Origin of the sequence: Pseudomonas sp. CCNWLW23 (assembly GCF_037095675.1) — a bacterium.
In the GTDB taxonomy this organism is placed as follows: Bacteria; Pseudomonadota; Gammaproteobacteria; order Pseudomonadales; family Pseudomonadaceae; genus Aquipseudomonas; species Aquipseudomonas atacamensis.
On the sequence record NZ_JBAWKM010000018.1, the window covers coordinates 87,014 to 107,429 of the forward strand.

21 protein-coding genes and 1 other RNA gene are annotated in these 20,416 nt (G+C 60.0%); 17 read left to right on the forward strand and 5 right to left on the reverse strand.

Annotated elements, in window-relative coordinates; translation table 11 throughout:
* The first annotated feature begins 209 nt into the window (after positions 1-209).
* Positions 210-1,346 carry an acyl-CoA dehydrogenase family protein gene (locus V8J63_RS21090; RefSeq protein WP_024014254.1) on the forward strand — a complete coding sequence of 379 codons (1,137 nt, stop codon included), beginning with the start codon at positions 210-212 and terminating at the stop codon, positions 1,344-1,346.
* A 156-nt stretch (positions 1,347-1,502) separates the two neighbouring features.
* On the opposite strand, the gene V8J63_RS21095 is transcribed toward V8J63_RS21090, so the two are convergent.
* Positions 1,503-2,543, reverse strand: coding sequence for an NADP(H)-dependent aldo-keto reductase (locus tag V8J63_RS21095; protein WP_160768373.1), 1,041 nt, complete (start codon positions 2,541-2,543; stop codon positions 1,503-1,505).
* A gap of 244 nt (positions 2,544-2,787) precedes the next feature.
* Between V8J63_RS21095 and rplM the strand changes: the two genes are divergently transcribed.
* From rplM to V8J63_RS21130, 7 genes are all read left to right on the forward strand, one after another.
* Positions 2,788-3,216 (forward strand): 50S ribosomal protein L13, encoded by a 429-nt coding sequence (rplM, locus tag V8J63_RS21100; protein ID WP_003228062.1) that lies wholly within the window; start codon positions 2,788-2,790, stop codon positions 3,214-3,216.
* A 14-nt stretch (positions 3,217-3,230) separates the two neighbouring features.
* Complete coding sequence (gene rpsI, locus V8J63_RS21105) at positions 3,231-3,623, forward strand: 30S ribosomal protein S9 (protein ID WP_003228056.1); 393 nt, start codon at positions 3,231-3,233, stop codon at positions 3,621-3,623.
* Between the two features lie 273 nt (positions 3,624-3,896).
* Positions 3,897-4,490: a ubiquinol-cytochrome c reductase iron-sulfur subunit gene (petA, locus tag V8J63_RS21110; RefSeq protein WP_007917031.1), complete on the forward strand. Its 594-nt coding sequence runs from the start codon at positions 3,897-3,899 to the stop codon at positions 4,488-4,490.
* Entirely contained in the window at positions 4,490-5,701 is a 1,212-nt protein-coding gene (locus tag V8J63_RS21115; protein WP_024014252.1) for a cytochrome b, read from the forward strand. Before petA ends, V8J63_RS21115 begins: the two co-directional genes overlap by 1 nt.
* Positions 5,701-6,483 (forward strand): cytochrome c1, encoded by a 783-nt coding sequence (locus V8J63_RS21120; RefSeq protein ID WP_024014251.1) that lies wholly within the window; start codon positions 5,701-5,703, stop codon positions 6,481-6,483. The genes V8J63_RS21115 and V8J63_RS21120 overlap by 1 nt, the downstream gene beginning before the upstream one ends.
* Positions 6,484-6,629: 146 nt before the next feature.
* On the forward strand, positions 6,630-7,247 hold the full coding sequence (locus V8J63_RS21125; RefSeq protein ID WP_007961620.1) for a glutathione S-transferase N-terminal domain-containing protein: 618 nt from the start codon (positions 6,630-6,632) through the stop codon (positions 7,245-7,247).
* 16 nt (positions 7,248-7,263) lie between these two features.
* Positions 7,264-7,677: a ClpXP protease specificity-enhancing factor gene (locus V8J63_RS21130; protein WP_016773263.1), complete on the forward strand. Its 414-nt coding sequence runs from the start codon at positions 7,264-7,266 to the stop codon at positions 7,675-7,677.
* A 48-nt stretch (positions 7,678-7,725) separates the two neighbouring features.
* Here the strand turns inward: V8J63_RS21130 and V8J63_RS21135 are convergent, their stop codons facing one another.
* From V8J63_RS21135 to V8J63_RS21150, 4 genes are all read right to left on the reverse strand, one after another.
* Complete coding sequence (locus tag V8J63_RS21135) at positions 7,726-8,304, reverse strand: BON domain-containing protein (protein WP_024014250.1); 579 nt, start codon at positions 8,302-8,304, stop codon at positions 7,726-7,728.
* On the reverse strand, positions 8,301-8,894 hold the full coding sequence (locus V8J63_RS21140) for a phosphoheptose isomerase (protein ID WP_008082788.1): 594 nt from the start codon (positions 8,892-8,894) through the stop codon (positions 8,301-8,303). Before V8J63_RS21140 ends, V8J63_RS21135 begins: the two co-directional genes overlap by 4 nt.
* Positions 8,895-8,995: 101 nt before the next feature.
* The gene (locus V8J63_RS21145) at positions 8,996-9,358 is read right to left on the reverse strand and encodes a YraN family protein (RefSeq protein WP_016773265.1); all 363 of its coding nucleotides are present in this window, start codon (positions 9,356-9,358) and stop codon (positions 8,996-8,998) included.
* A complete protein-coding gene (locus V8J63_RS21150; protein WP_336464588.1) occupies positions 9,358-11,169 on the reverse strand; it encodes a penicillin-binding protein activator in 1,812 nt (603 codons plus the stop codon). Before V8J63_RS21150 ends, V8J63_RS21145 begins: the two co-directional genes overlap by 1 nt.
* Positions 11,170-11,346: 177 nt before the next feature.
* Between V8J63_RS21150 and rsmI the strand changes: the two genes are divergently transcribed.
* The 9 genes from rsmI (at position 11,347) to mraY (ending at position 20,415) form a co-directional block, all read left to right on the forward strand.
* A complete protein-coding gene (gene rsmI / locus V8J63_RS21155) occupies positions 11,347-12,252 on the forward strand; it encodes a 16S rRNA (cytidine(1402)-2'-O)-methyltransferase (protein ID WP_130888195.1) in 906 nt (301 codons plus the stop codon).
* A gap of 73 nt (positions 12,253-12,325) precedes the next feature.
* Positions 12,326-12,679, forward strand: an RNA gene (rnpB, locus tag V8J63_RS21160) — RNase P RNA component class A.
* A gap of 402 nt (positions 12,680-13,081) precedes the next feature.
* Positions 13,082-13,537, forward strand: coding sequence for a division/cell wall cluster transcriptional repressor MraZ (gene mraZ / locus V8J63_RS21165; protein WP_007917012.1), 456 nt, complete (start codon positions 13,082-13,084; stop codon positions 13,535-13,537).
* A complete protein-coding gene (gene rsmH / locus V8J63_RS21170; RefSeq protein ID WP_024014247.1) occupies positions 13,534-14,481 on the forward strand; it encodes a 16S rRNA (cytosine(1402)-N(4))-methyltransferase RsmH in 948 nt (315 codons plus the stop codon). Before mraZ ends, rsmH begins: the two co-directional genes overlap by 4 nt.
* Positions 14,478-14,771, forward strand: coding sequence for a cell division protein FtsL (gene ftsL, locus V8J63_RS21175; protein ID WP_016773269.1), 294 nt, complete (start codon positions 14,478-14,480; stop codon positions 14,769-14,771). The genes rsmH and ftsL overlap by 4 nt, the downstream gene beginning before the upstream one ends.
* Complete coding sequence (locus V8J63_RS21180) at positions 14,771-16,510, forward strand: peptidoglycan D,D-transpeptidase FtsI family protein (RefSeq protein WP_174823877.1); 1,740 nt, start codon at positions 14,771-14,773, stop codon at positions 16,508-16,510. The genes ftsL and V8J63_RS21180 overlap by 1 nt, the downstream gene beginning before the upstream one ends.
* Complete coding sequence (locus V8J63_RS21185) at positions 16,510-17,973, forward strand: UDP-N-acetylmuramoyl-L-alanyl-D-glutamate--2,6-diaminopimelate ligase (RefSeq protein WP_016773271.1); 1,464 nt, start codon at positions 16,510-16,512, stop codon at positions 17,971-17,973. The genes V8J63_RS21180 and V8J63_RS21185 overlap by 1 nt, the downstream gene beginning before the upstream one ends.
* Positions 17,966-19,333 carry a UDP-N-acetylmuramoyl-tripeptide--D-alanyl-D-alanine ligase gene (locus V8J63_RS21190; protein WP_130926407.1) on the forward strand — a complete coding sequence of 456 codons (1,368 nt, stop codon included), beginning with the start codon at positions 17,966-17,968 and terminating at the stop codon, positions 19,331-19,333. The genes V8J63_RS21185 and V8J63_RS21190 overlap by 8 nt, the downstream gene beginning before the upstream one ends.
* Positions 19,333-20,415: a phospho-N-acetylmuramoyl-pentapeptide-transferase gene (gene mraY / locus V8J63_RS21195; RefSeq protein WP_016773275.1), complete on the forward strand. Its 1,083-nt coding sequence runs from the start codon at positions 19,333-19,335 to the stop codon at positions 20,413-20,415. The genes V8J63_RS21190 and mraY overlap by 1 nt, the downstream gene beginning before the upstream one ends.
* Position 20,416 lies beyond the last annotated feature (1 nt).

Sequence of the window (20,416 nt, forward strand, 5' to 3'; positions counted from 1 at the left end):
CCCGGTCGATGGCCAGGATGCTGACGCGCCGCAAGGGCGGGGAGACGTGCTTAGACATAATTCAACTTTTGTTTTGTTTTTATAAGGGAAAGTGGTCACCAGACGGCTGGATCGTCTTATTTTTTGTCGGATGTGTCCAGTGTCCCGTAGCAGGAGTCGGGCTTAGTCTCTGAGAGCCGTATCCCTCCAACAACAAAGAAAGGTGCCGCATGATCCCCAGAACCCTGTTCAGCTCCGAGCACGAATTGTTCCGCGACAGCGTGCGAACTTTCCTCGAAAAAGAGGCCGTGCCGTATCACGCGCAGTGGGAGAAGCAGGGACACATTGATCGCGCGCTGTGGAACAAGGCGGGGGAGGCGGGGATGCTCTGTTCGCATCTGCCGGAAGAGTACGGCGGGCTCGGCGCGGATTTCCTCTACAGCACCGTGGTCATCGAGGAAGTCGGGCGTCTGGGTCTGACCGGTATCGGTTTCTCGCTGCACTCGGACATCGTCGCACCGTACATCCTGCATTACGGCAGCGAGGCGCTGAAACACAAATACCTGCCGAAACTGGTCTCGGGGGAAATGGTCACGGCGATTGCCATGACCGAGCCTGGCGCCGGTTCCGACCTGCAAGGGGTGAAAACCACGGCGGTGCTCGATGGTGACGAATATGTGATCAACGGTTCGAAAACCTTTATCACCAACGGCTTTCTGGCTGACCTGGTGATCGTGGTGGCCAAGACCGATCCCAAGGCTGGCGCCAAGGGCACCAGTCTGTTTTTGGTGGAGGCGAATACGCCGGGCTTCGAGAAGGGCAAGCGCCTGGAGAAGGTCGGCATGAAGGCGCAGGACACCTCGGAACTGTTCTTCCAGGACGTGCGCGTGCCGAAGGAAAACCTTCTCGGCCAGGCGGGTGCCGGGTTTGCCTATCTGATGCAGGAGTTACCGCAGGAACGTCTGACCGTGGCTATCGGCGGCCTGGCCTCGGCCGAGGCAGCGCTGCAATGGACGCTGGATTACACCCGCGATCGCAAGGCGTTCGGCAAGGCGATTGCCGATTTTCAGAACACCCGCTTCAAACTGGCCGAAATGGCTACAGAGATCCAGATCGGCCGGGTTTTTGTCGACCGCTGCCTGGAGCTGCATCTGCAAGGCAAACTCGATGTGCCGACGGCGGCAATGGCCAAATATTGGGGCACCGACCTGCAATGCAAAGTGCTCGACGAGTGCGTGCAACTGCATGGCGGCTACGGCTTCATGTGGGAATACCCGGTGGCCCGGGCGTGGGCGGATGCGCGGGTGCAGCGGATTTATGCCGGCACCAATGAAATCATGAAGGAGATTATTGCGCGGTCGCTTTGATGATCGTTCCCACGCTCTGCGTGGGAACGCCGCCGGGGACGCTCCGCGTTCCGCTGTTGAGGTAATCCGACTGGCCTCTTCGCGAGCAGGCTCGCTCCCACAGGGGATCACCGTACCTGTGGGAGCGAGCCTGCTCGCGAAGCTTTTGGCGGTCAGTTACGGCGCGGGATTCGGATGATCCTTGTGAATCGCCTCGATTCCGGCCAGCACTTCATCGGACAGTTTCAGATCAAAACTGGCAATGTTGCTGTCCAGTTGCTCAAGCGTCGTCGCGCCAATGATGTTGCTGGTGACGAACGGTTGCTGGGTCACGAAGGCCAGGGCCATTTGCGCCGGGTCCAGACCGTGTTCACGGGCCAGGGCTACGTAACGGCTGCACGCCGCCTCCGATTGCGGGTTGAAATAGCGGCTGAAGCGGCTGTAGAGGCTCAGGCGTCCTTTCGCTGGACGGGCGCCACCCTCATATTTGCCGGAGAGGAAACCGAACGCCAGCGGCGAATAGGCGAGCAGGCCGCACTGTTCGCGGATGGCGATCTCGGCCAAGCCGACTTCGAAGCTGCGGTTGAGCAGGTTGTACGGGTTCTGGATCGACACTGCACGCGGCCAGCCGCGGGCTTCAGCCAGAGCCAGAAAGCGCATGGTCCCCCACGGCGTCTCGTTGGACAGACCGATGTGGCGAATCTTGCCGGCCTTCACCTGCTCGTCGAGGGCTTCGAGGGTGTCTTCCAGTGGCGTCAGATTCGCTTCGATCTTGTGCTTGTAGCCCAGCTGTCCGAAAAAGTTGGTGCTGCGTTCCGGCCAGTGCAGTTGATACAGATCGATGTAATCGGTCTGCAGGCGCTTGAGGCTGCCGTCCAGCGCCTCGGTGATATGCTGGCGGTTGTGGCGCAGGTTCTTGTCGCGGATGTAGTCGATGGTGTTGCCGGGGCCGGCGATCTTGCTGGCGAGGATCCAGTCGGAACGGTCACCGCGACTCTTGAAGTAATTGCCGATGTAGCGCTCGGTGGTGGCGTAGGTTTCGGCTTTTGGCGGCACCGGATACATTTCGGCGGTGTCGAGGAAATTGATCCCCGCTTCTTTGGCCCGCTCGATCTGGGCGAAGGCTTCAGCCTCAGTGTTTTGCTCGCCCCAGGTCATGGTGCCGAGGCAGATTGCACTCACGTTCAGGTCGGTACGGCCTAGCTGGCGATAGTCCATCGGGTGCTCCTTGGGCAAAACAATCATAAAAGCAGGTTGAAAAATTTTTCGCAATCTGCATAATTGCCGACCTCTTTCTGCAGTGGAAGTGATGCGCCGCCGCCGAAGAATCTTGCCGTTGAACGGACGCGCCGACCCGAGCCCCCGAAAGCGTCTGTATCCGGCTGCCTTTGACTTGTCAAAGTACGCACTATTCAGTAAGATCCGCCGTCTTATTTACAGGCGGCCCCTGAGGCTATAAAGAATGAAAACTTTTACTGCTAAACCGGAAACAGTAAAGCGCGACTGGTTTGTCGTCGACGCTGCTGGTCAGACCCTGGGTCGTCTGGCCACCGAAATCGCGAGCCGTCTGCGTGGCAAGCACAAGCCTGAGTACACTCCTCACGTTGACACCGGCGACTACATCGTCGTCATCAACGCCGAGCAGATCCGTGTTACCGGCGCTAAAACCACTGACAAAATGTACTACTCCCACTCCGGTTTCCCGGGCGGCATCAAGTCGATCAACTTTGAAAAGCTGATCGCCAAAGCCCCTGAGCGCGTGATCGAGACCGCGGTTAAAGGCATGCTGCCTAAAAACCCACTGGGTCGCGACATGTACCGTAAGCTGAAAGTCTATGCGGGCGCTGCACACCCTCATACTGCTCAGCAGCCCCAAGAACTGAAGATTTAACGGAATAGTTCATTATGTCGGCGACTCAAAATTACGGCACTGGCCGTCGCAAGACCGCAACCGCACGCGTTTTCCTGCGTCCGGGTACTGGTAACATCTCCATCAACAACCGTTCGCTGGATAACTTCTTCGGCCGCGAAACTGCCCGCATGGTAGTTCGTCAGCCGCTGGAGCTGACCGAGACTGTCGAGAAGTTCGACATCTACGTCACCGTGATCGGCGGTGGTGTAAGTGGTCAGGCTGGCGCAATCCGCCACGGCATCACTCGCGCTCTGATGGACTACGACGAAACCCTGCGTAGCGCTCTGCGCAAAGCTGGCTTCGTTACCCGCGACGCCCGTGAAGTTGAACGTAAGAAAGTTGGTCTGCGTAAAGCGCGTAAGCGTCCGCAGTACTCGAAGCGTTAATTCCGCTTCCACGTTCAAAAAAGAACGCCCGCCTCCTCACGGAAGCGGGCGTTTTTTTATGCCTGCGATTTATCAAAGAATTGCGTTGTGACAACTTGCCACAGCCGTAGACCCCCTATACTCCAAGGCTTAAGGGGCTGAGCCCCGGGGAATTAACCTTGTCAGAATTGGGGGTTTTCATTACCATTCGGGCAAAATTTTTATAAGTAACATTTGATTTATTTAGTAGACGCCTGATTTAACAGGCCAAAAAAGCTGATGGGAGAGGACTGAATGAGCAATGACGGCGTGAATGCAGGCCGGCGTCGCTTCCTGGTGGCAGCCACATCCGTGGTGGGTGCTGCAGGAGCGGTGGGGGCTGCGGTCCCGTTCGTGGGGTCATGGTTTCCCAGTGCCAAGGCGAAAGCTGCCGGTGCACCGGTGAAAGTGAATGTCAGCAAAATCGAGCCAGGCCAGCAGATGATTGCTGAATGGCGCGGCCAGCCGGTGTTCATTGTCCGCCGTACCGAGGAAATCCTGGGGAATCTCAAGAAGATCGAGGGTCAGCTCTCCGATCCGACCTCCAAAAACTCCACGCAACCCACTTATGTCGACCCTGAAGTACGCTCGATCAAGCCGGAGATTCTCCTGCTGATCGGGATCTGTACGCACCTGGGTTGCTCACCGACCTTCCGTCCCGAAGTGGCACCTGCGGATCTGGGCAAAGACTGGGTAGGTGGCTATTTCTGCCCGTGCCACGGTTCCCACTACGATCTGGCTGGCCGCGTCTACAAGTCGCAACCTGCGCCTTTGAACCTGCCAGTTCCCCCGCATTCCTATGAGACCGATGACCTGATTGTCATTGGCGTCGATACGGAGAAAGCGTGATGAGCAAGTTCATGGATTGGGTTGATGCGCGCTTTCCCGCGACCAAGATGTGGGAAGACCATCTCAGCAAATATTACGCACCAAAAAACTTCAACTTCTTCTATTTCTTCGGCTCGCTGGCGCTGCTGGTGCTGGTCAACCAGATCGTCACCGGCGTCTGGCTGACGATGAGTTACACGCCGTCGGCAGAAGAGGCCTTTGCTTCCGTTGAATACATCATGCGCGACGTCGAGTACGGCTCGATCCTGCGTCTGCTGCACTCGACCGGCGCCTCGGCGTTTTTCATCGTCGTCTATCTGCACATGTTCCGCGGTCTGCTCTACGGTTCGTACCAGAAACCGCGCGAGCTGGTCTGGGTGTTCGGCATGCTGATCTACCTGGCGCTGATGGCCGAAGCGTTCATGGGTTACCTGCTGCCGTGGGGCCAGATGTCGTACTGGGGCGCCCAGGTGATCATCTCGCTGTTCGGTGCGATTCCGCTGATCGGCGATGACCTGACCCAGTGGATTCGTGGTGACTACCTGATCTCCGGAATTACCCTGAACCGCTTCTTCGCCTTGCACGTGGTCGCGCTGCCGATCGTGATTCTCGGTCTGGTGGTCTTGCACATTCTGGCGCTGCACGAAGTCGGTTCGAACAACCCTGACGGCGTCGATATCAAGAAGCACAAAGACGAAAACGGCATCCCTCTGGATGGCATCGCGTTCCACCCGTACTACACGGTGAAGGACATTGTCGGTGTGGTGGTGTTCCTGTTCATCTTCTGCTTCATTGTGTTCTTCTTCCCGGAAATGGGCGGCTACTTCCTCGAAAAACCGAACTTCGAGCCGGCCAATCCATTCAAGACGCCTGAGCATATTGCCCCGGTCTGGTACTTCACTCCGTTCTACGCAATCCTGCGTGCGGTGCCGGACAAACTCCTGGGCGTTATCGCCATGGGTGCGGCGATTGCGGTGCTGTTCGTGCTGCCATGGCTGGATCGCAGTCCGGTGAGATCGATGCGCTACAAGGGCTGGCTGAGCAAAATCTGGCTGGTGGTGTTCTGCATCTCCTTCGTGATTCTCGGCATTCTTGGCGTTCTGGCGCCGACGCCAGGGCGCACGTTGCTGTCGCAGGTCTGCACCTTCCTTTATTTCGCCTACTTCATTCTGATGCCGTTCTACACCCGGCTCGAGAAGACCAAACCGGTTCCGGAAAGGGTGACTGGCTGATGAAAAAATTATTTCTTGCTCTGATTTTTGCTGCGCTGCCTTCCCTGGTTTTTGCTGCCGAGGGTCATGGTCCGGAACTGGAAAGTGTCGATATCGACGTCTCCGACAAAGCCGCCCTGCAGGATGGTGCGCGGACCTTTGCCAACTATTGCATGGGTTGCCACAGTGCCAAGTTCCAGCGTTACGAGCGCGTCGCCGATGACCTCGGCATCCCGCACGAGTTGATGCTGGAGAAGCTGGTGTTCACCGGTGCCAAGATTGGCGACCACATGAACATCGGCATGCAGCCTGCCGACGCCAAGACCTGGTTCGGCGCAGCGCCGCCGGACCTGACTCTGGTAGCGCGAGTACGCGGCACCGACTGGCTCTACGGTTACCTGAAGTCGTTTTACGAAGATCCGGCGCGTCCATGGGGCGTGAACAACAAGGTCTTCCCGAACGTCGGCATGCCTAACGTGCTGGTCGGCCTGCAAGGTCGTCAGGTCGTCGGCTGCAAACAGGTGCAGATCGTCGAGGACGGCAAGAAGCAATACGATCCGCTGACCGGCACGCCGCTGACCCATGAAGCGTGCGATCAGTTGACCATCGTGCCGAAGTCCGGTGCTCTGAACGAAGAGCAGTTCGATGAGAAGGTCAAGAATCTGGTAACCTTCCTGGCTTACTCGGCTAACCCGGTTAAGCTGCAACATCAGCGCATCGGTACTTATGTCTTGCTGTACCTGGCGTTCTTCTTTGTGTTCGCCTACCTGCTCAAGCGTGAATACTGGAAAGACGTGCACTGATACGCTTCAAGCATTGCTGTTAATCGCGCGCGCCCAAGGGCGCCTCCGCTAAAGCAGGATCTGCTCAGTCAGACCCTGCGGGAGGTGCCCTCTGGGCGCGCGCGTTTTTCCGGTTCCGACAAATTCAACAAGCGAGGAGGATCGCCATGGGCGTGACCAATCGGTTGGCCTGTTACTCCGACCCCGCCGACCACTATTCCCACCGAGTGCGCATCGTGCTTGCAGAGAAGGGTGTCAGCGCCGAAATCATTTACGTGGAAGCGGGCCGCCAGCCGCCTAAACTGATTGAGGTGAACCCTTACGGCAGTCTGCCGACGCTGGTCGATCGTGACCTAGCGTTGTGGGAGTCGACCGTGGTGATGGAGTATCTGGATGAGCGTTACCCGCACCCGCCGCTGATGCCGGTTTATCCGGTGGCGCGGGCCAACAGCCGTCTGCTGATCCACAGGATTCAGCGTGACTGGTGCGGGCTGGTGGATCTGATTCTGGATCCCAAGAGCAAAGAGGCAGCACGGGTCGTGGCGCGCAAGGAATTGCGCGAAAGCCTGACCGGCGTTTCGCCGCTGTTCGCCGACAAGCCGTTCTTCCTCAGTGAGGAACAAAGTCTGGTGGATTGCTGCCTATTACCCATACTCTGGCGTTTGCCGATTCTGGGTATTGAACTGCCGCGGCCGGCCAAGCCGCTGCTTGATTATATGGAGCGCCAGTTTGCGCGTGAGGCTTTCCAGGCGAGTCTGTCTGGTGTCGAACGCGATATGCGCTAAGGCTTAAGGAGCCGCTATGAACTCCAGTCGACCTTATCTGGTCCGCGCGCTCTACGAGTGGATTGTGGATAACGATTGCACCCCGCACATGCTGGTCAACTCCGAGTACCCGGCGGTGCAGGTGCCACAGGGTTTTGCCAGTGACGGCCAGATCGTCCTGAACATCTCGCCGAGTGCCGTGCGTCATCTGCACATGGATAACGACGTGGTGACGTTCGAAGGCCGCTTCGGCGGTGTTCCGCACAGTCTCTACGTGCCAATCAGCGCGATCCTGGGCATTTATGCGCGTGAGAACGGCCAGGGCATGGTGTTTGACCTCGAGTTGCCGATGGACGACGAGGAAGACATCGATCCGGATGACGACTCGCCGCCACCGGGCAGCGAGCCGCCACGCCCGAGTGGCCGGCCAAGTTTGAAGGTTGTGAAATAAAAAAAGGCGATCCGGATGGATCGCCTTTTTTGTGTCTGCCTTTTACGGTCAGTCGATGTATTCGAACAGCTTCACAATCTTCTGCACACCAGACACACCCTGAACCAGATTGGTTGCCTGGGTGGCTTCCTGTTTGGTCAGCAGACCCAGCAGGTAGACGATGCCGTTCTCGGTCACGACTTTGATGCGCGAGCCAGGAATGCTGGCGTCGGTGAGCATCTGGGTCTTGATCTTGGTGGTCAGCCACGCGTCGTTCTGGCGCGCGAGCAGGGAGGACGGTTGCAGCACTTGCAGCTCGTTGTGCACCTTCTTCACGCGCTGGACGTTGGCGGCGGCCTGTTCGGCTTTGGCCTTGAGGTCTTCGCGCGGAGTCTGGCCGGCGAGCAGGACGACGCCGTTGAAGCTGGTGATGACAATGTGCGAGTCGTTGTCCAGTGCCGGATCGGCCTTGGCGATGTTCACGCCTGCTTTGGTTTCGATCAGCGAGTCGTCGATCTTGCTGCCGAAGGTACGCGTGCCGCGGTCGTCTTCGATCGGCGCCTCACGGCTGGCGTTCACCACCGAGGTGCAGCCGCTGATGCCGAGGCACAGGGTCAAGGCCAGAAGGCCAAGGCGATTAGGGGTCATTCTTCACTCCCGAACAGTTGGCTGTCGATCAGATCGCAAAGGCAATGGATCGCCAGCAAGTGGACTTCCTGAATACGTGCAGTGACGTTGGCCGGTACGCGAATCTCGACGTCCTCGGGCAACAGCAGCGACGCCATGCCGCCGCCATCGCGTCCGGTCAAAGCTACGACAATCATTTCGCGATCATGTGCGGCCTGGATCGCTTGAATAATGTTCGCCGAGTTGCCGCTGGTCGAAATCGCCAGCAACACATCGCCCGGCTGGCCGAGCGCGCGGATCTGCTTGGAGAACACTTCGTTGTAGCTGTAATCGTTGGCGATCGAGGTGATCGTCGAAGTGTCGGTAGTCAGCGCAATCGCCGGCAGGCTCGGACGCTCGCGCTCGAAGCGGTTGAGCAGCTCCGAAGAAAAATGCTGGGCATCGCCGGCCGAACCACCGTTGCCGCACGAGAGCATTTTGCCTTCGTTGAGCAGGGCGTTGACCATGATCTGGCTGGCTTGCTCGATGTGCGGTGCAAGTACGTCCATCGCCTGTTGCTTGGTGTCGATACTGGCCTGGAAAAGCTGGCGAATTCGGGATTGCATGTCCATCTGTGTGACCTTAAGTGGCGCGGCTGTTCGGCACGTGAATGTGCAGCCGGCAAAACAAAGAGCAAAATGTGTCGGACGAAAACAGGGCAGGGTGCAGGCGATCAACTGTCGAAAGCATTCTGCAACCAGTTCAGCTGATTCGGGTGGCTGTCGATCGCCACCACATCGAAGCGGCAGGGGGAATTGGCCCAACGCGACTCGCGCTGAAGAAAATACTGTGCTGCAAAGATCAGTTTCTGCTGCTTGCGCTCGTCGATACTGGCGAGCGCGCCACCCCATTGAGTGTTTTTTCTGTAGCGAACTTCAACGAATACTACTGTATCGCCATCAAGCATGACCAGATCAAGCTCGCCGCGTTTGCATAACCAGTTCTGCGCCAGCAGGCGCAGCCCTTGTTGTTGCAGATGTTCGAGCGCCTGGCGCTCGGCATCCTTGCCGCTTTGCGAGCGTGACCTGTCGGGCATCAGCGCGGGGTGTCCGGCAGGCGCTGCACCTGACCGCTGACGAACTGTGCCCACGGCAACTGGCGCACAACGCGCTGGGTCTGGGTCATGCCGAGGCTGCCCGACTGACCTTCGATGCGGCTGTCCGGCAGGGCCTTGAGTTGGCCAAGGCGCGGTGCCAGGCGATAGGCGTCGGCGCCCATGGCGTACAGGCGACCGAGGCTGCCATTGGCTTGCGGCCATTGCGCAGCTACTTGCTGGCGCAGCGGATCGCTGGTTTCCAGCAGCCATGGGGTTTCGCAGAAGCGAATGCCGTTCATGTCGTTGTACTGATTGACGTCGCCGCTGGCGCTGTAGACGTGGGAGGTCGCGTAGACCGGCACGTCACCGGCGTACTGGAAATTCAGGGTCGGCTTGATCTGCTGGGCCTGTTGCGGCGTGGCGGCCAAGAAGATGAATTCGATGTCCTGGCGACGCGAAGGCTGGGCGGCGACATTGGTGCCGGCAACATTCTGCAGGCTCTTGGCACGGGCTTCACTCTGGCGCAGCTGGAACATGTCGGCGATCTGCTGGGCCAGTTGCACCGGCTGATCGACACGTTCGGTGGCAACGATGCTGCCGCCATTGGCTTGCCAGTCCTGGCTGAAGGCGCGCAGGACGCGATCGCCCCATTCGCCCTTCGGCACCATGATCGCGGCGCGATGCAGGCCATCGGCGCGGGCGCGACGGGAGACTTCGCGAGCTTCGTCTTCAGCTGCCAGACCGAACTGGAACAACTGCGCCGGACCTTGTTCGCCTTCGCTGTAGTTCAGCGCCAGGGTGGTGATCGGCAGTTGCGGGCGAGTGCTCAGTTGCTTGACCAGTGGTTTTTCCAGCGGGCCGACTACCAGTTGCACGCCGTCAGCCTGGGCCTTGCGATAGAACTCGTCCATCGAGGTCAGCTTCGAGCTGTCGTAGAACTCGATGGCAGGTGGGTTCTGGCCGGCCTGTTGCGCCTGATAATGCGCGGCCATGAAGCCTTCACGCAGCGCTTTGCCGACCGACGCCAACTGGCCGTCCTGTGGCAGCAGCAGGGCGATTTTGCTCAGTGGCTGGCTGGCCAGTTCCTTGAGCTTGGTCAGCGGCAGCGGCAGGTTGATCGCCGCCGGGTGCTTTGGATTCTGCGCACGCCAGTTGTCGATTGCGGCTTGTTGCTGTTCCAGCGTGCCTGCGGTTTTCACCGCTTGCGCCAGCGCCATCCAGCCGCCGAGATCGTCGGTGTTATTCGGTTGCAATTGATCGGTTGGCAGCGAAGCGATCAGGTTCCAGATCGCTTCGTGGTTCTTGCTCGCCGCTTCGCCTTCCAGCATCGGTGCGATGAACACACGTTCGCGGGCAGCGGCCAGTGTCTGGCCGTCGGCTTCAAGGGCGCGGGCGTGAACAGTGCCAGTGCGCACTTGCTGCTCTTCCGGCATTTCCCCGAGCTTCTGGAAGCTTGGATGGCTCAGGGCGGTCAGCGCAGCTTTCGGCTGATTGCGCGTCATGGCCAGTTCGGCGGACAGCGTATTGGCGAAAATCTGCTGGCCTGGCTTGAGTTGTTCCACCGGCACTTGTTGCAGGATTTGCGCGGACTGGCCGGCATTGCCTTGGCGGTAAGCCTGGTCCGCCGCGCTCAGGCGCAGCAGGGCGGCTTGTTCCGGGGTTTTAGCCTGGGCGGCCTGTTCGAGCAGTTGCTCGATGCTGGCGTCCGGAGTCCGTGGAAGTTCGCCAAGGCTGGAGGAAGGGGAGCTGGCACACGCGGCCAACAAGGCAGCGAGGCAGAGGGCAGTGAACAGCCGCAGGCAAGCGATCATGTAAGTGTTCCTGATACTCGATCAAATTAGCGTGGAATTGTACCCAAGCACTGGCCGGGGCGCGATGTTACTGGCGTGAATCGGTCAATTTAGCTGGAGTAAATGTTGCGGCAGCGCACAACCGCGCGAAAAACCGTACTCGGCCGGAGCGCATCGCAAGCCTCATGACGCGCTACAATGGCCGCTTTTACCGATCACGAGGTGTGCGCTTTGACTGCTCCAGGTCCTTTGAATTCCGCTGCTGGCTCGCTTTATGTGGTGGCGACGCCCATCGGCAACCTGGACGACATCAGCGCCCGGGCCTTGAAGATCCTTCGTGAAGTGGCCCTGATTGCAGCGGAAGACACGCGGCATTCGGCGCGCCTGATGCAGCACTTCGGCATCGGCACGCCGCTGGCCGCATGTCACGAACACAACGAACGGGATGAGGGTAGCCGCTTTATTACCCGGTTGCTGGCGGGCGACGACGTCGCGCTGATCTCCGATGCCGGCACGCCGCTGATTTCCGATCCGGGCTATCACCTGGTGCGTCAGGCCCGTGCGGCCGGGATCAACGTGGTGCCGGTGCCGGGTGCCTGTGCGTTGATCGCAGCGCTGTCGGCGGCGGGCTTGCCGTCCGACCGTTTTATCTTCGAAGGCTTTCTGCCGGCCAAGTCGGTCGGACGCAAGGCGCGTCTGGAAGCGGTTAAAGAAGAGCCGCGCACATTGATTTTCTATGAAGCGCCGCATCGCATTCTCGAATGCCTGCAGGATATGGAAGCAGTGTTTGGCGGCGAGCGTCAGGCTCTGCTGGCGCGGGAAATCACCAAAACCTTCGAAACCCTCAAAGGCCTGCCGCTCGGCGAACTGCGTGCGTTCGTCGAGTCCGACAGCAATCAGCAGCGCGGCGAGTGCGTAGTGCTGGTGGCCGGCTGGACCGCGCCGGAGTCGGAAGACGCGGTCAGCAGTGAAGCCATGCGCATCCTCGATCTGCTTCTGGAGGAAATGCCGCTCAAGCGCGCCGCCGCACTGGCAGCGCAAATCACCGGCGAGCGCAAAAACGTGCTGTATCAGGTGGCGCTGGATAAACAGAAAGGCGTGTAAGCCGTCGCCCGTGGCGGTCCGGAGGGTTTTAGCGCTTGTTCTTCCGGCGCTCTGCCGTTAACCTTCGCGGCGGAGAGTCGATCGGACAGTCGCTGCCCTCTATGAAAATTAGGGGGGGGAGGAAAGTCCGGGCTCCATAGGGCGAAGTGCCAGGTAATGCCTGGGAGGCGTGAGCCTACGGAAAGTGCCACAGAAAATAACCGCCTAAGCGCGCAAGCGCCGGTAAGGGTGAAAAGGTGCGGTAAGAGCGCACCGCACGTCTGGCAACAGTTCGTGGCTAGGTAAACCCCACTTGGAGCAAGACCAAATAGGGTCCCAAGGCGTGGCCCGCGCTGGGACCGGGTAGGTTGCTAAAGATGTCCAGTGATGGCCATCGTAGACGAATGACTGTTCAAGACAGAACCCGGCTTACAGATCGACTCTCCACCTTTTTCTTTCCCTGCTTGAAACAAAGAAGACGCGGCTGTGTAATATCAGTCGGCCTGGTCTGAAACTCCGGCAGCGGCAAACGCGGTAATAGCCTTTTCCCACCCTGCTTCAATCAACAGCCGAAGCGCCTTTGTAATACCGAAAAAATCTTACTCTTAACAAACTACTTTAACTTTCGAGCGCAGCTTTCAGTGCTGCATCAAGTTATTGGTCGAAACTTCACGTCAGATTCTCGTTGCGCCTCCTTTTACGTCGCTAAATCTCCGTCCTGTAAGGCTTTTCCTTTAATCCGCGCCTTGACGGTGTGGTGGGCGCATTCCTATAGTGTGCGCAAGTGGCGGAAAGTGGCATGAAGTGGGTTTTTTGAGCTCAAAACGATAAAAATTGGAGAAACGCTGACGTGTTTCGCGGAGCTAACGCTATCAGTCTCGATGCAAAGGGCCGTCTCGCCATGCCGAGCCGGTACCGTGACGAGCTCGATTCGCGCAGTTCCGGTCAATTGATCGTGACCATTGATGCCGTTGATCCGTGCCTGTGTGTCTATCCACTCGATGAGTGGGAAATTATTGAAACCAAGTTGCGCGCACTCCCTTCGCTTCGCGAAGAGAACCGTCGCCTGCAACGTTTATTGATTGGTAATGCCGTCGACCTCGAACTCGATGGCAGTGGTCGTTTCCTGGTTCCGCCGCGTTTGCGCGAATACGCCAAGCTCGATAAGCGCGCGATGCTGGTCGGCCAACTGAACAAGTTCCAATTGTGGGACGAGGATGCATGGAACGCGGTGTCTGCCGCTGACCTTGCTGCTATTCAACAACCGGGCGCGATGCCTGATGAACTGCGTGATTTGATCCTGTGACTATTGATAGCGGCTTTAACCACATCACCGTACTGCTTGACGAAGCCGTCGAGGCTCTCGCCGTACGTCCTGATGGCTGCTATCTGGACGGCACGTTCGGGCGCGGCGGGCACAGTCGGTTGATCCTCAGCCAGCTCGGGCCGGACGGTCGGCTCATCGGATTCGACAAGGATCCTCAAGCGATTGCCACCGGGCAAACGCTAGCGGCCGAAGACGGCCGCTTTGTCGTTGTGCAGCGTAGCTTTGCCGAGCTCGGTTCGGTGGTTGCCGAGCAAGGCCTGACCGGCAAGGTCAGCGGCATTCTGCTCGACCTCGGCGTGTCGTCGCCGCAGCTCGATGACGCCGAGCGCGGCTTCAGTTTCCTCAATGACGGGCCCCTGGACATGCGCATGGACCCGTCCCGTGGCATCAGCGCTGCCGAATTCGTCAACACCGCGCCGGTGGAAGAAATCGCCCGGGTGTTCAAGGAATACGGCGAAGAACGTTTCTCCGGGCGTATGGCCCGTGCCGTTGCCGAGCGCCGTGACATCAAGCCGTTCGAGCGCACCGCCGATCTGGCCGAAGTGCTGAAAGTCGCCAACCCGGCGTGGGAAAAGGGCAAGAACCCGGCCACCCGCGCATTCCAGGGTTTGCGCATTCACGTCAATAACGAACTCGGCGATCTGGAAGCCGGCCTCGACGCCGCGCTGGAAGCGCTGGAAGTTGGCGGCCGTCTGGTGGTCATCAGCTTCCACTCGCTGGAAGACCGCATCGTCAAACTGTTCATGCGCAAGCTGGTGAAAGGCGAGGCCGACAACCTGCCGCGCAACCTGCCGGTTCGCCACGTCGCCTTCGAACCGAAAATCAAAATCCACGGCAAAGCGCAGACGGCCTCCGACGCCGAACTCAAAGCCAACCCACGTTCCCGTAGCGCCGTCATGCGTGTCGCGGAGAAGTTGCGGTGAGCAAGCTTTTCGCCAAACCACTGCCCGGCGGCAGCTTTCTGATGCTGCTGCTGTTTATCGGCGTGCTGTTTTCGGCCATTGCCGTGTCGTACAGCGCGCACTGGAACCGGCAGTTGCTCAACACCCTTTATAACGAACTCAGCGTGCGCGACAAGGCGCAGGCCGAGTGGGGGCGGCTGATTCTCGAGCAGAGCACCTGGACCGCGCACAGTCGCATCGAAGTGCTGGCCACTGAACAACTGAAAATGCACATCCCTGGCGCGGCTGACGTGAAGATGGTGGCGCCATGATGAAACTCGAAGGCGCACTGTTCCCATGGCGCTTCCGCCTGATGGTGGCGCTGCTCGGTCTGATGGTCGCGGCGATCTGCTGGCGCATCATCGACCTGCAAGTGGTCGACCGTGACTTCCTCAAGGGCCAGGGCGACGCGCGCAGTCTGCGCCACATTCCGATTCCGGCGCACCGTGGCCTGATCACCGACCGTAACGGCGAGCCTCTGGCGGTCAGTACGCCGGTGACCACGCTGTGGGCCAACGCCAAGGAAATGCAGTCGGCCAAAGAGAAGTGGCCGGCACTTGCCGCCGCGTTGGGCCAGAACCCGAAAGCGCTGAGCGAGCGCCTCGAAGCCCAGGCCAACAAAGAATTCATTTACCTGGTGCGCGGGCTGACCCCCGAGCAGGGCCAGGCTGTGCTCGATCTGAAAGTGCCCGGCGTCTATGGCATCGAAGAGTTCCGCCGCTTCTACCCGGCCGGTGAAGTCACCGCGCACATGGTCGGCTTTACCGACATCGACGATCACGGTCGCGAAGGCGTTGAGCTGGCCTATGACGAATGGCTGGCCGGGGTGCCGGGCAAACGACAAGTCATCAAGGATCGCCGTGGCCGGCTGATCAAAGATGTTCAGGTCACCAAAAACGCCAAGGCCGGCAAGCCCTTGGCGTTGTCGATTGATCTGCGTCTGCAATACCTGGCCAACCGCGAACTGCGCAACGCGATCATCGAGAACGGCGCCAAGGCCGGCAGTCTGGTGATCATGGACGTGAAGACCGGCGAGATCCTGGCCATGGTCAACCAGCCGACCTACAACCCGAACAACCGTCGTAACCTGCAACCGGCGATGATGCGCAACCGCGCGATGATCGACGTGTTCGAGCCGGGTTCGACCATGAAAGCCATTTCCATGAGCGCGGCGATCGAAACCGGCCGCTGGAAACCGAGCGACACCGTCGAGGTGTATCCCGGCTCGTTGCAGATCGGCAAATACACCATCAAAGACGTGTCGAAGACCGAAGGGCCGGTGCTCGATCTGACCGGCATCCTGATCAATTCCAGTAACGTCGGCATGAGTAAAGTCGCCTTCGATATCGGCGGCGAAACGATTTTCCGTCTGGCGCAGAAAGTCGGCCTCGGTCAGGACACCGGCCTGGGCTTCCCCGGCGAACGTGTTGGCAATCTGCCCAACTACCGCGAATGGCGCAAGGCTGAAACTGCAACCTTGTCTTACGGCTACGGTATTTCCGTGACCGCGATCCAGTTGGTGCACGCGTTCTCGGCGCTGGCCAACAACGGCCGCCTCGCGCCGCTGACCCTGATCAAAACCGACAAGATGCCGCAGACCACCCAAGTGCTGCCGGAAGCCGTGGCGAAAACCATGCAGGGCATGTTGCAGCAAGTGATCGAAGCGCCGCGCGGAGTGTTCCGTGCGCAGGTGCCGGCTTATCACGTCGGCGGCAAGTCGGGTACCGCGCGCAAGACCTCGGTCGGCACCAAGGGCTACGCGGAAAACTCCTACCGTTCGCTGTTCGCCGGCTTCGGCCCGATGAGCGATCCGCGTTACGCGATTGTTGTGGTGATTGATGAACCGACCAAGGCCGGTTACTTCGGTGGCCTGGTGTCGGCGCCGGTGTTCAGCCGTGTGATGTCCGGCACCCTGCGCCTGATGAACGTGACCCCGGACAACCTGCCGACCACCCAACAGGCCAATGCCACCCCGGTCGTTCCGCTGAAAGCCAATGGAGGGCGCGGCTGATGTCATTAAGTCTGAACAAGATATTCCCCCACGCCGGCCACGATCTGTTGATCCGTGAACTGGCGCTGGACAGCCGCAACGTGCGCGCCGGCGATCTGTTTCTCGCCGTGCCCGGTGGCCGCTTCGATGGCCGTGCGCACATCGCCGATGCCTTGCAACGCGGCGCGGCTGCCGTGGCTTATGAAGTCGAAGGCGCCACCGTGCTGCCGATCACTGACGTGCCGCTGATTCCGGTCAAGGGGCTGGCGGCGCAGCTGTCGGACATTGCCGGGCGTTTTTACGGTGAACCGAGTCACCACCTGAACCTGATCGGCGTCACCGGCACCAATGGCAAGACCAGCGTGACCCAACTGGTCGCGCAGGCGCTGGATCTGCTCGGCCAGCATTGCGGCATCGTCGGTACGCTGGGTTCCGGTTTCTACGGCGCGCTGGAAAGCGGCCTGCACACCACGCCGAATCCGATTGCCGTGCAAGCGACCCTGGGTGACCTGAAAAAGGCCGGCGCGAAAGCCGTGGCCATGGAAGTGTCGTCCCACGGTCTGGATCAGGGCCGGGTCACCGCGCTGGCCTTCGACGTGGCGGTGATGACCAACCTGTCCCGCGATCACCTGGATTATCACGGCACCATGCAGGCGTACGCCGAGGCCAAGGCCCGGCTGTTCGCCTGGAATGACCTGAAGTGCCGCGTGGTCAACCTCGACGACGATTTCGGCCGGCAACTGGCGGCGGAAAAGCGCGAGTCGCGTTTGATCACCTACAGCCTGCTCGACAGCAGCGCCTACCTGTTTTGCCGCGAAGCGCAGTTCGACGACCACGGCGTACGCGCCACGCTGGTAACGCCGCAAGGCGAGCACCACCTGCGCAGCACGCTGCTCGGGCGTTTCAACCTGAGCAACGTGCTGGCGGCAGTCGGCGCCTTGCTCGGTCTGGATTACGCCCTCGACGAAATTCTCAAAGTGCTGCCGAAGCTCGAAGGCCCGGCCGGTCGCATGCAGCGTCTGGGTGGCGGCACGCAGCCGCTGGTGGTGGTCGATTACGCCCACACGCCCGATGCGCTGGAAAAGGTTCTCACCGCACTGCGCCCGCACGTCAAAGGCCAACTGCTGTGCCTGTTCGGCTGCGGCGGTGATCGCGATCGTGGCAAACGTCCGTTGATGGCCGAAGTGGTAGAGCGCCTCGCCGACCAGGTGCTGGTCACCGATGACAACCCGCGCACCGAAGATCCTGCGGTGATTTTCGACGACATCCGCGCCGGTTTCACCGCTGTGGATAAAGTCACCTTCGTCGCCGGTCGCGGTCAGGCCATTGCGCAATTGATTGCCGGCGCAACCGCTGACGACGTGATTGTGCTGGCCGGCAAAGGTCACGAGGACTATCAGGAAATCAACGGCGTGCGCCATGCGTTTTCCGATCTGGTCGAGGCCGATCATGCCCTGACCGCGTGGGAGGTGGCCCATGCTTAAGGCCCTGACACTCAGCGCACTGACCAACGCACTCGAGGCCCGTTTGATCGGCGCTGACGTGAGTTTCGACGGCGTCAGTATCGACAGCCGTGCGATCCAGCCCGGCCAGTTGTTCATCGCCCTGACCGGCCCGCGTTTCGACGGTCATGATTATCTGAACGACGTTGCCGGCAAAGGCGCCGTGGCGGCACTGGTCGAGCGCGAAGTCGCCGACAGCGCGCTGCCGCAATTACTGGTCAAGGACACCCGTCAGGCGCTGGGCCAACTCGGCGCGTTGAACCGTGCCGCGTTCACCCAGCCCGTGGCAGCGGTGACCGGTTCCAGCGGCAAGACCACGGTCAAGGAAATGCTCGCGAGCATCCTGCGTACCCGCGGTCCGGTGCTGGCGACCCGTGGCAATCTGAACAACGACCTCGGCGTACCGCTGACCCTGATCGAACTGGCGCCGGAGCACACCTCCGCCGTAATCGAACTGGGCGCCTCGCGTCTCGGTGAAATCGCCTACACCGTCGGGCTGACCAAGCCGCATGTGGCGATCCTGAACAACGCCGGCACCGCTCACGTCGGTGAGTTCGGCGGTCCGGAAAAAATCGTCGAAGCCAAAGGTGAAATCATCGAAGGCCTGGCCGCCGATGGCATCGCCGTGCTCAACCTCGATGACAAGGCTTTCGGTATCTGGAAGACCCGCGCTGCCGGTCGTCAGGTGCTGACCTTCGCTCTCAGCAACAGCGAGGCGAATTTCCACGCCAGCGATCTGGCCACTGATGCCCGTGGTTGCCCGGCGTTCAACCTGCACACGCCAGAAGGTAGCGAGCGCGTGCAACTGAACCTGCTCGGTACTCATAACGTCGCCAATGCCCTGGCTGCCGCCGCTGCTGCCCACGCCTTGGGTGTTTCGCTGTTCGGCATCGCCACCGGCCTCGGCGCGGTGCAACCGGTCAAGGGGCGCACCGTCGCGCAACTGGCGAAAAACGGCATGCGCGTCATCGATGATACCTACAACGCAAACCCCACCTCGATGTGTGCGGCCGTTGATATACTCGCCGGCTTTTCCGGCCGCACCGTCCTGGTGCTCGGCGATATCGGCGAGTTGGGCGACTGGGCGGAGCAGGGGCACCGCGACGTGGGCGAGTACGCCCGAGGCAAGGTTTCCGCGCTTTACGCGGTCGGGCCGAACATGGTCCACGCGGTAAACGCTTTCGGTGAGCAGGCGCAGCACTTCGGCACCCAGGCCGAGCTGATCCAGGCCCTCGCCGCCGAGCAGGACACAAACACCACCATTTTGATCAAGGGTTCGCGCAGCGCAGCGATGGAAAACATCGTTGCGGCTCTGTGCGGGTCCAGTCTGGAGAAACATTAATGCTGCTGCTGCTAGCGGAGTATCTGCAACAGTTCTACAAAGGCTTCGCGGTCTTCCAGTACCTGACCCTGCGCGGGATTCTCGGTGTACTGACCGCGCTGGTCTTGTCGCTGTGCTATGGCCCGTGGATGATCCGTACTCTGCAGAACCGTCAGATCGGCCAATCGGTACGTAACGACGGCCCGCAATCGCATCTGTCCAAATCCGGCACGCCGACCATGGGTGGCGCGCTGATTCTGTCGTCGATCGGCGTCAGCACTCTGCTCTGGGCTGACCTGAGCAACCGCTACGTCTGGGTGGTGCTGCTGGTGACCCTGCTGTTCGGCGCTATCGGCTGGGTCGACGATTACCGCAAAGTCATCGAGAAAAACTCCCGTGGCCTGCCGAGCCGCTGGAAGTATTTCTGGCAGTCGGTGTTCGGCCTCGGTGCAGCGATCTTCCTTTATATGACTGCCGCGACGCCGGTGGAAACCACCTTGATCCTTCCGATGCTCAAGGACTACAGCATTCCGCTGGGCGCCGGGTTCATCGTGCTGACCTACTTCGTGATTGTCGGTTCGAGCAACGCGGTCAACCTGACTGACGGCCTCGACGGCCTGGCGATCATGCCAACCGTGATGGTCGGCGGCGGCCTGGGGATTTTCTGTTACCTGTCGGGTAACGTGAAATTCGCCGAGTACCTGCTGATCCCTTACGTGCCCGGCGCAGGCGAATTGATCGTGTTCTGCGGTGCGCTGATCGGTGCCGGTCTCGGTTTCCTCTGGTTCAACACCTATCCGGCGCAAGTGTTCATGGGCGACGTCGGTGCCCTGGCACTCGGCGCGGCACTGGGCACCATCGCGGTGATCGTCCGTCAGGAAATCGTCCTGTTCATCATGGGCGGCGTGTTCGTGATGGAAACCCTGTCAGTGGTCATTCAGGTTGCCTCCTTTAAGCTGACCGGTCGCCGTGTGTTCCGCATGGCGCCGATTCACCACCACTTTGAACTCAAGGGCTGGCCCGAGCCGCGCGTGATCGTCCGTTTCTGGATCATCACCGTGATTCTTGTCCTGGTCGGCCTTGCCACCCTGAAGCTGAGGTAGA

Bases quoted from the DNA above. Each gene is read 5' to 3' on its own strand.
- V8J63_RS21090 (WP_024014254.1), top strand. From the start codon at position 210: ATGATCCCCAGAACCCTGTTCAGCTCCGAGCACGAATTGTTCCGCGAC.
- V8J63_RS21095 (WP_160768373.1), bottom strand. From the start codon at position 2,543: ATGGACTATCGCCAGCTAGGCCGTACCGACCTGAACGTGAGTGCAATC.
- rplM (WP_003228062.1), top strand. From the start codon at position 2,788: ATGAAAACTTTTACTGCTAAACCGGAAACAGTAAAGCGCGACTGGTTT.
- rpsI (WP_003228056.1), top strand. From the start codon at position 3,231: ATGTCGGCGACTCAAAATTACGGCACTGGCCGTCGCAAGACCGCAACC.
- petA (WP_007917031.1), top strand. From the start codon at position 3,897: ATGAGCAATGACGGCGTGAATGCAGGCCGGCGTCGCTTCCTGGTGGCA.
- V8J63_RS21115 (WP_024014252.1), top strand. From the start codon at position 4,490: ATGAGCAAGTTCATGGATTGGGTTGATGCGCGCTTTCCCGCGACCAAG.
- V8J63_RS21120 (WP_024014251.1), top strand. From the start codon at position 5,701: ATGAAAAAATTATTTCTTGCTCTGATTTTTGCTGCGCTGCCTTCCCTG.
- V8J63_RS21125 (WP_007961620.1), top strand. From the start codon at position 6,630: ATGGGCGTGACCAATCGGTTGGCCTGTTACTCCGACCCCGCCGACCAC.
- V8J63_RS21130 (WP_016773263.1), top strand. From the start codon at position 7,264: ATGAACTCCAGTCGACCTTATCTGGTCCGCGCGCTCTACGAGTGGATT.
- V8J63_RS21135 (WP_024014250.1), bottom strand. From the start codon at position 8,304: ATGACCCCTAATCGCCTTGGCCTTCTGGCCTTGACCCTGTGCCTCGGC.
- V8J63_RS21140 (WP_008082788.1), bottom strand. From the start codon at position 8,894: ATGGACATGCAATCCCGAATTCGCCAGCTTTTCCAGGCCAGTATCGAC.
- V8J63_RS21145 (WP_016773265.1), bottom strand. From the start codon at position 9,358: ATGCCCGACAGGTCACGCTCGCAAAGCGGCAAGGATGCCGAGCGCCAG.
- V8J63_RS21150 (WP_336464588.1), bottom strand. From the start codon at position 11,169: ATGATCGCTTGCCTGCGGCTGTTCACTGCCCTCTGCCTCGCTGCCTTG.
- rsmI (WP_130888195.1), top strand. From the start codon at position 11,347: ATGGCCGCTTTTACCGATCACGAGGTGTGCGCTTTGACTGCTCCAGGT.
- V8J63_RS21180 (WP_174823877.1), top strand. From the start codon at position 14,771: ATGAAACTCGAAGGCGCACTGTTCCCATGGCGCTTCCGCCTGATGGTG.
- V8J63_RS21185 (WP_016773271.1), top strand. From the start codon at position 16,510: ATGTCATTAAGTCTGAACAAGATATTCCCCCACGCCGGCCACGATCTG.
- V8J63_RS21190 (WP_130926407.1), top strand. From the start codon at position 17,966: ATGCTTAAGGCCCTGACACTCAGCGCACTGACCAACGCACTCGAGGCC.
- mraY (WP_016773275.1), top strand. From the start codon at position 19,333: ATGCTGCTGCTGCTAGCGGAGTATCTGCAACAGTTCTACAAAGGCTTC.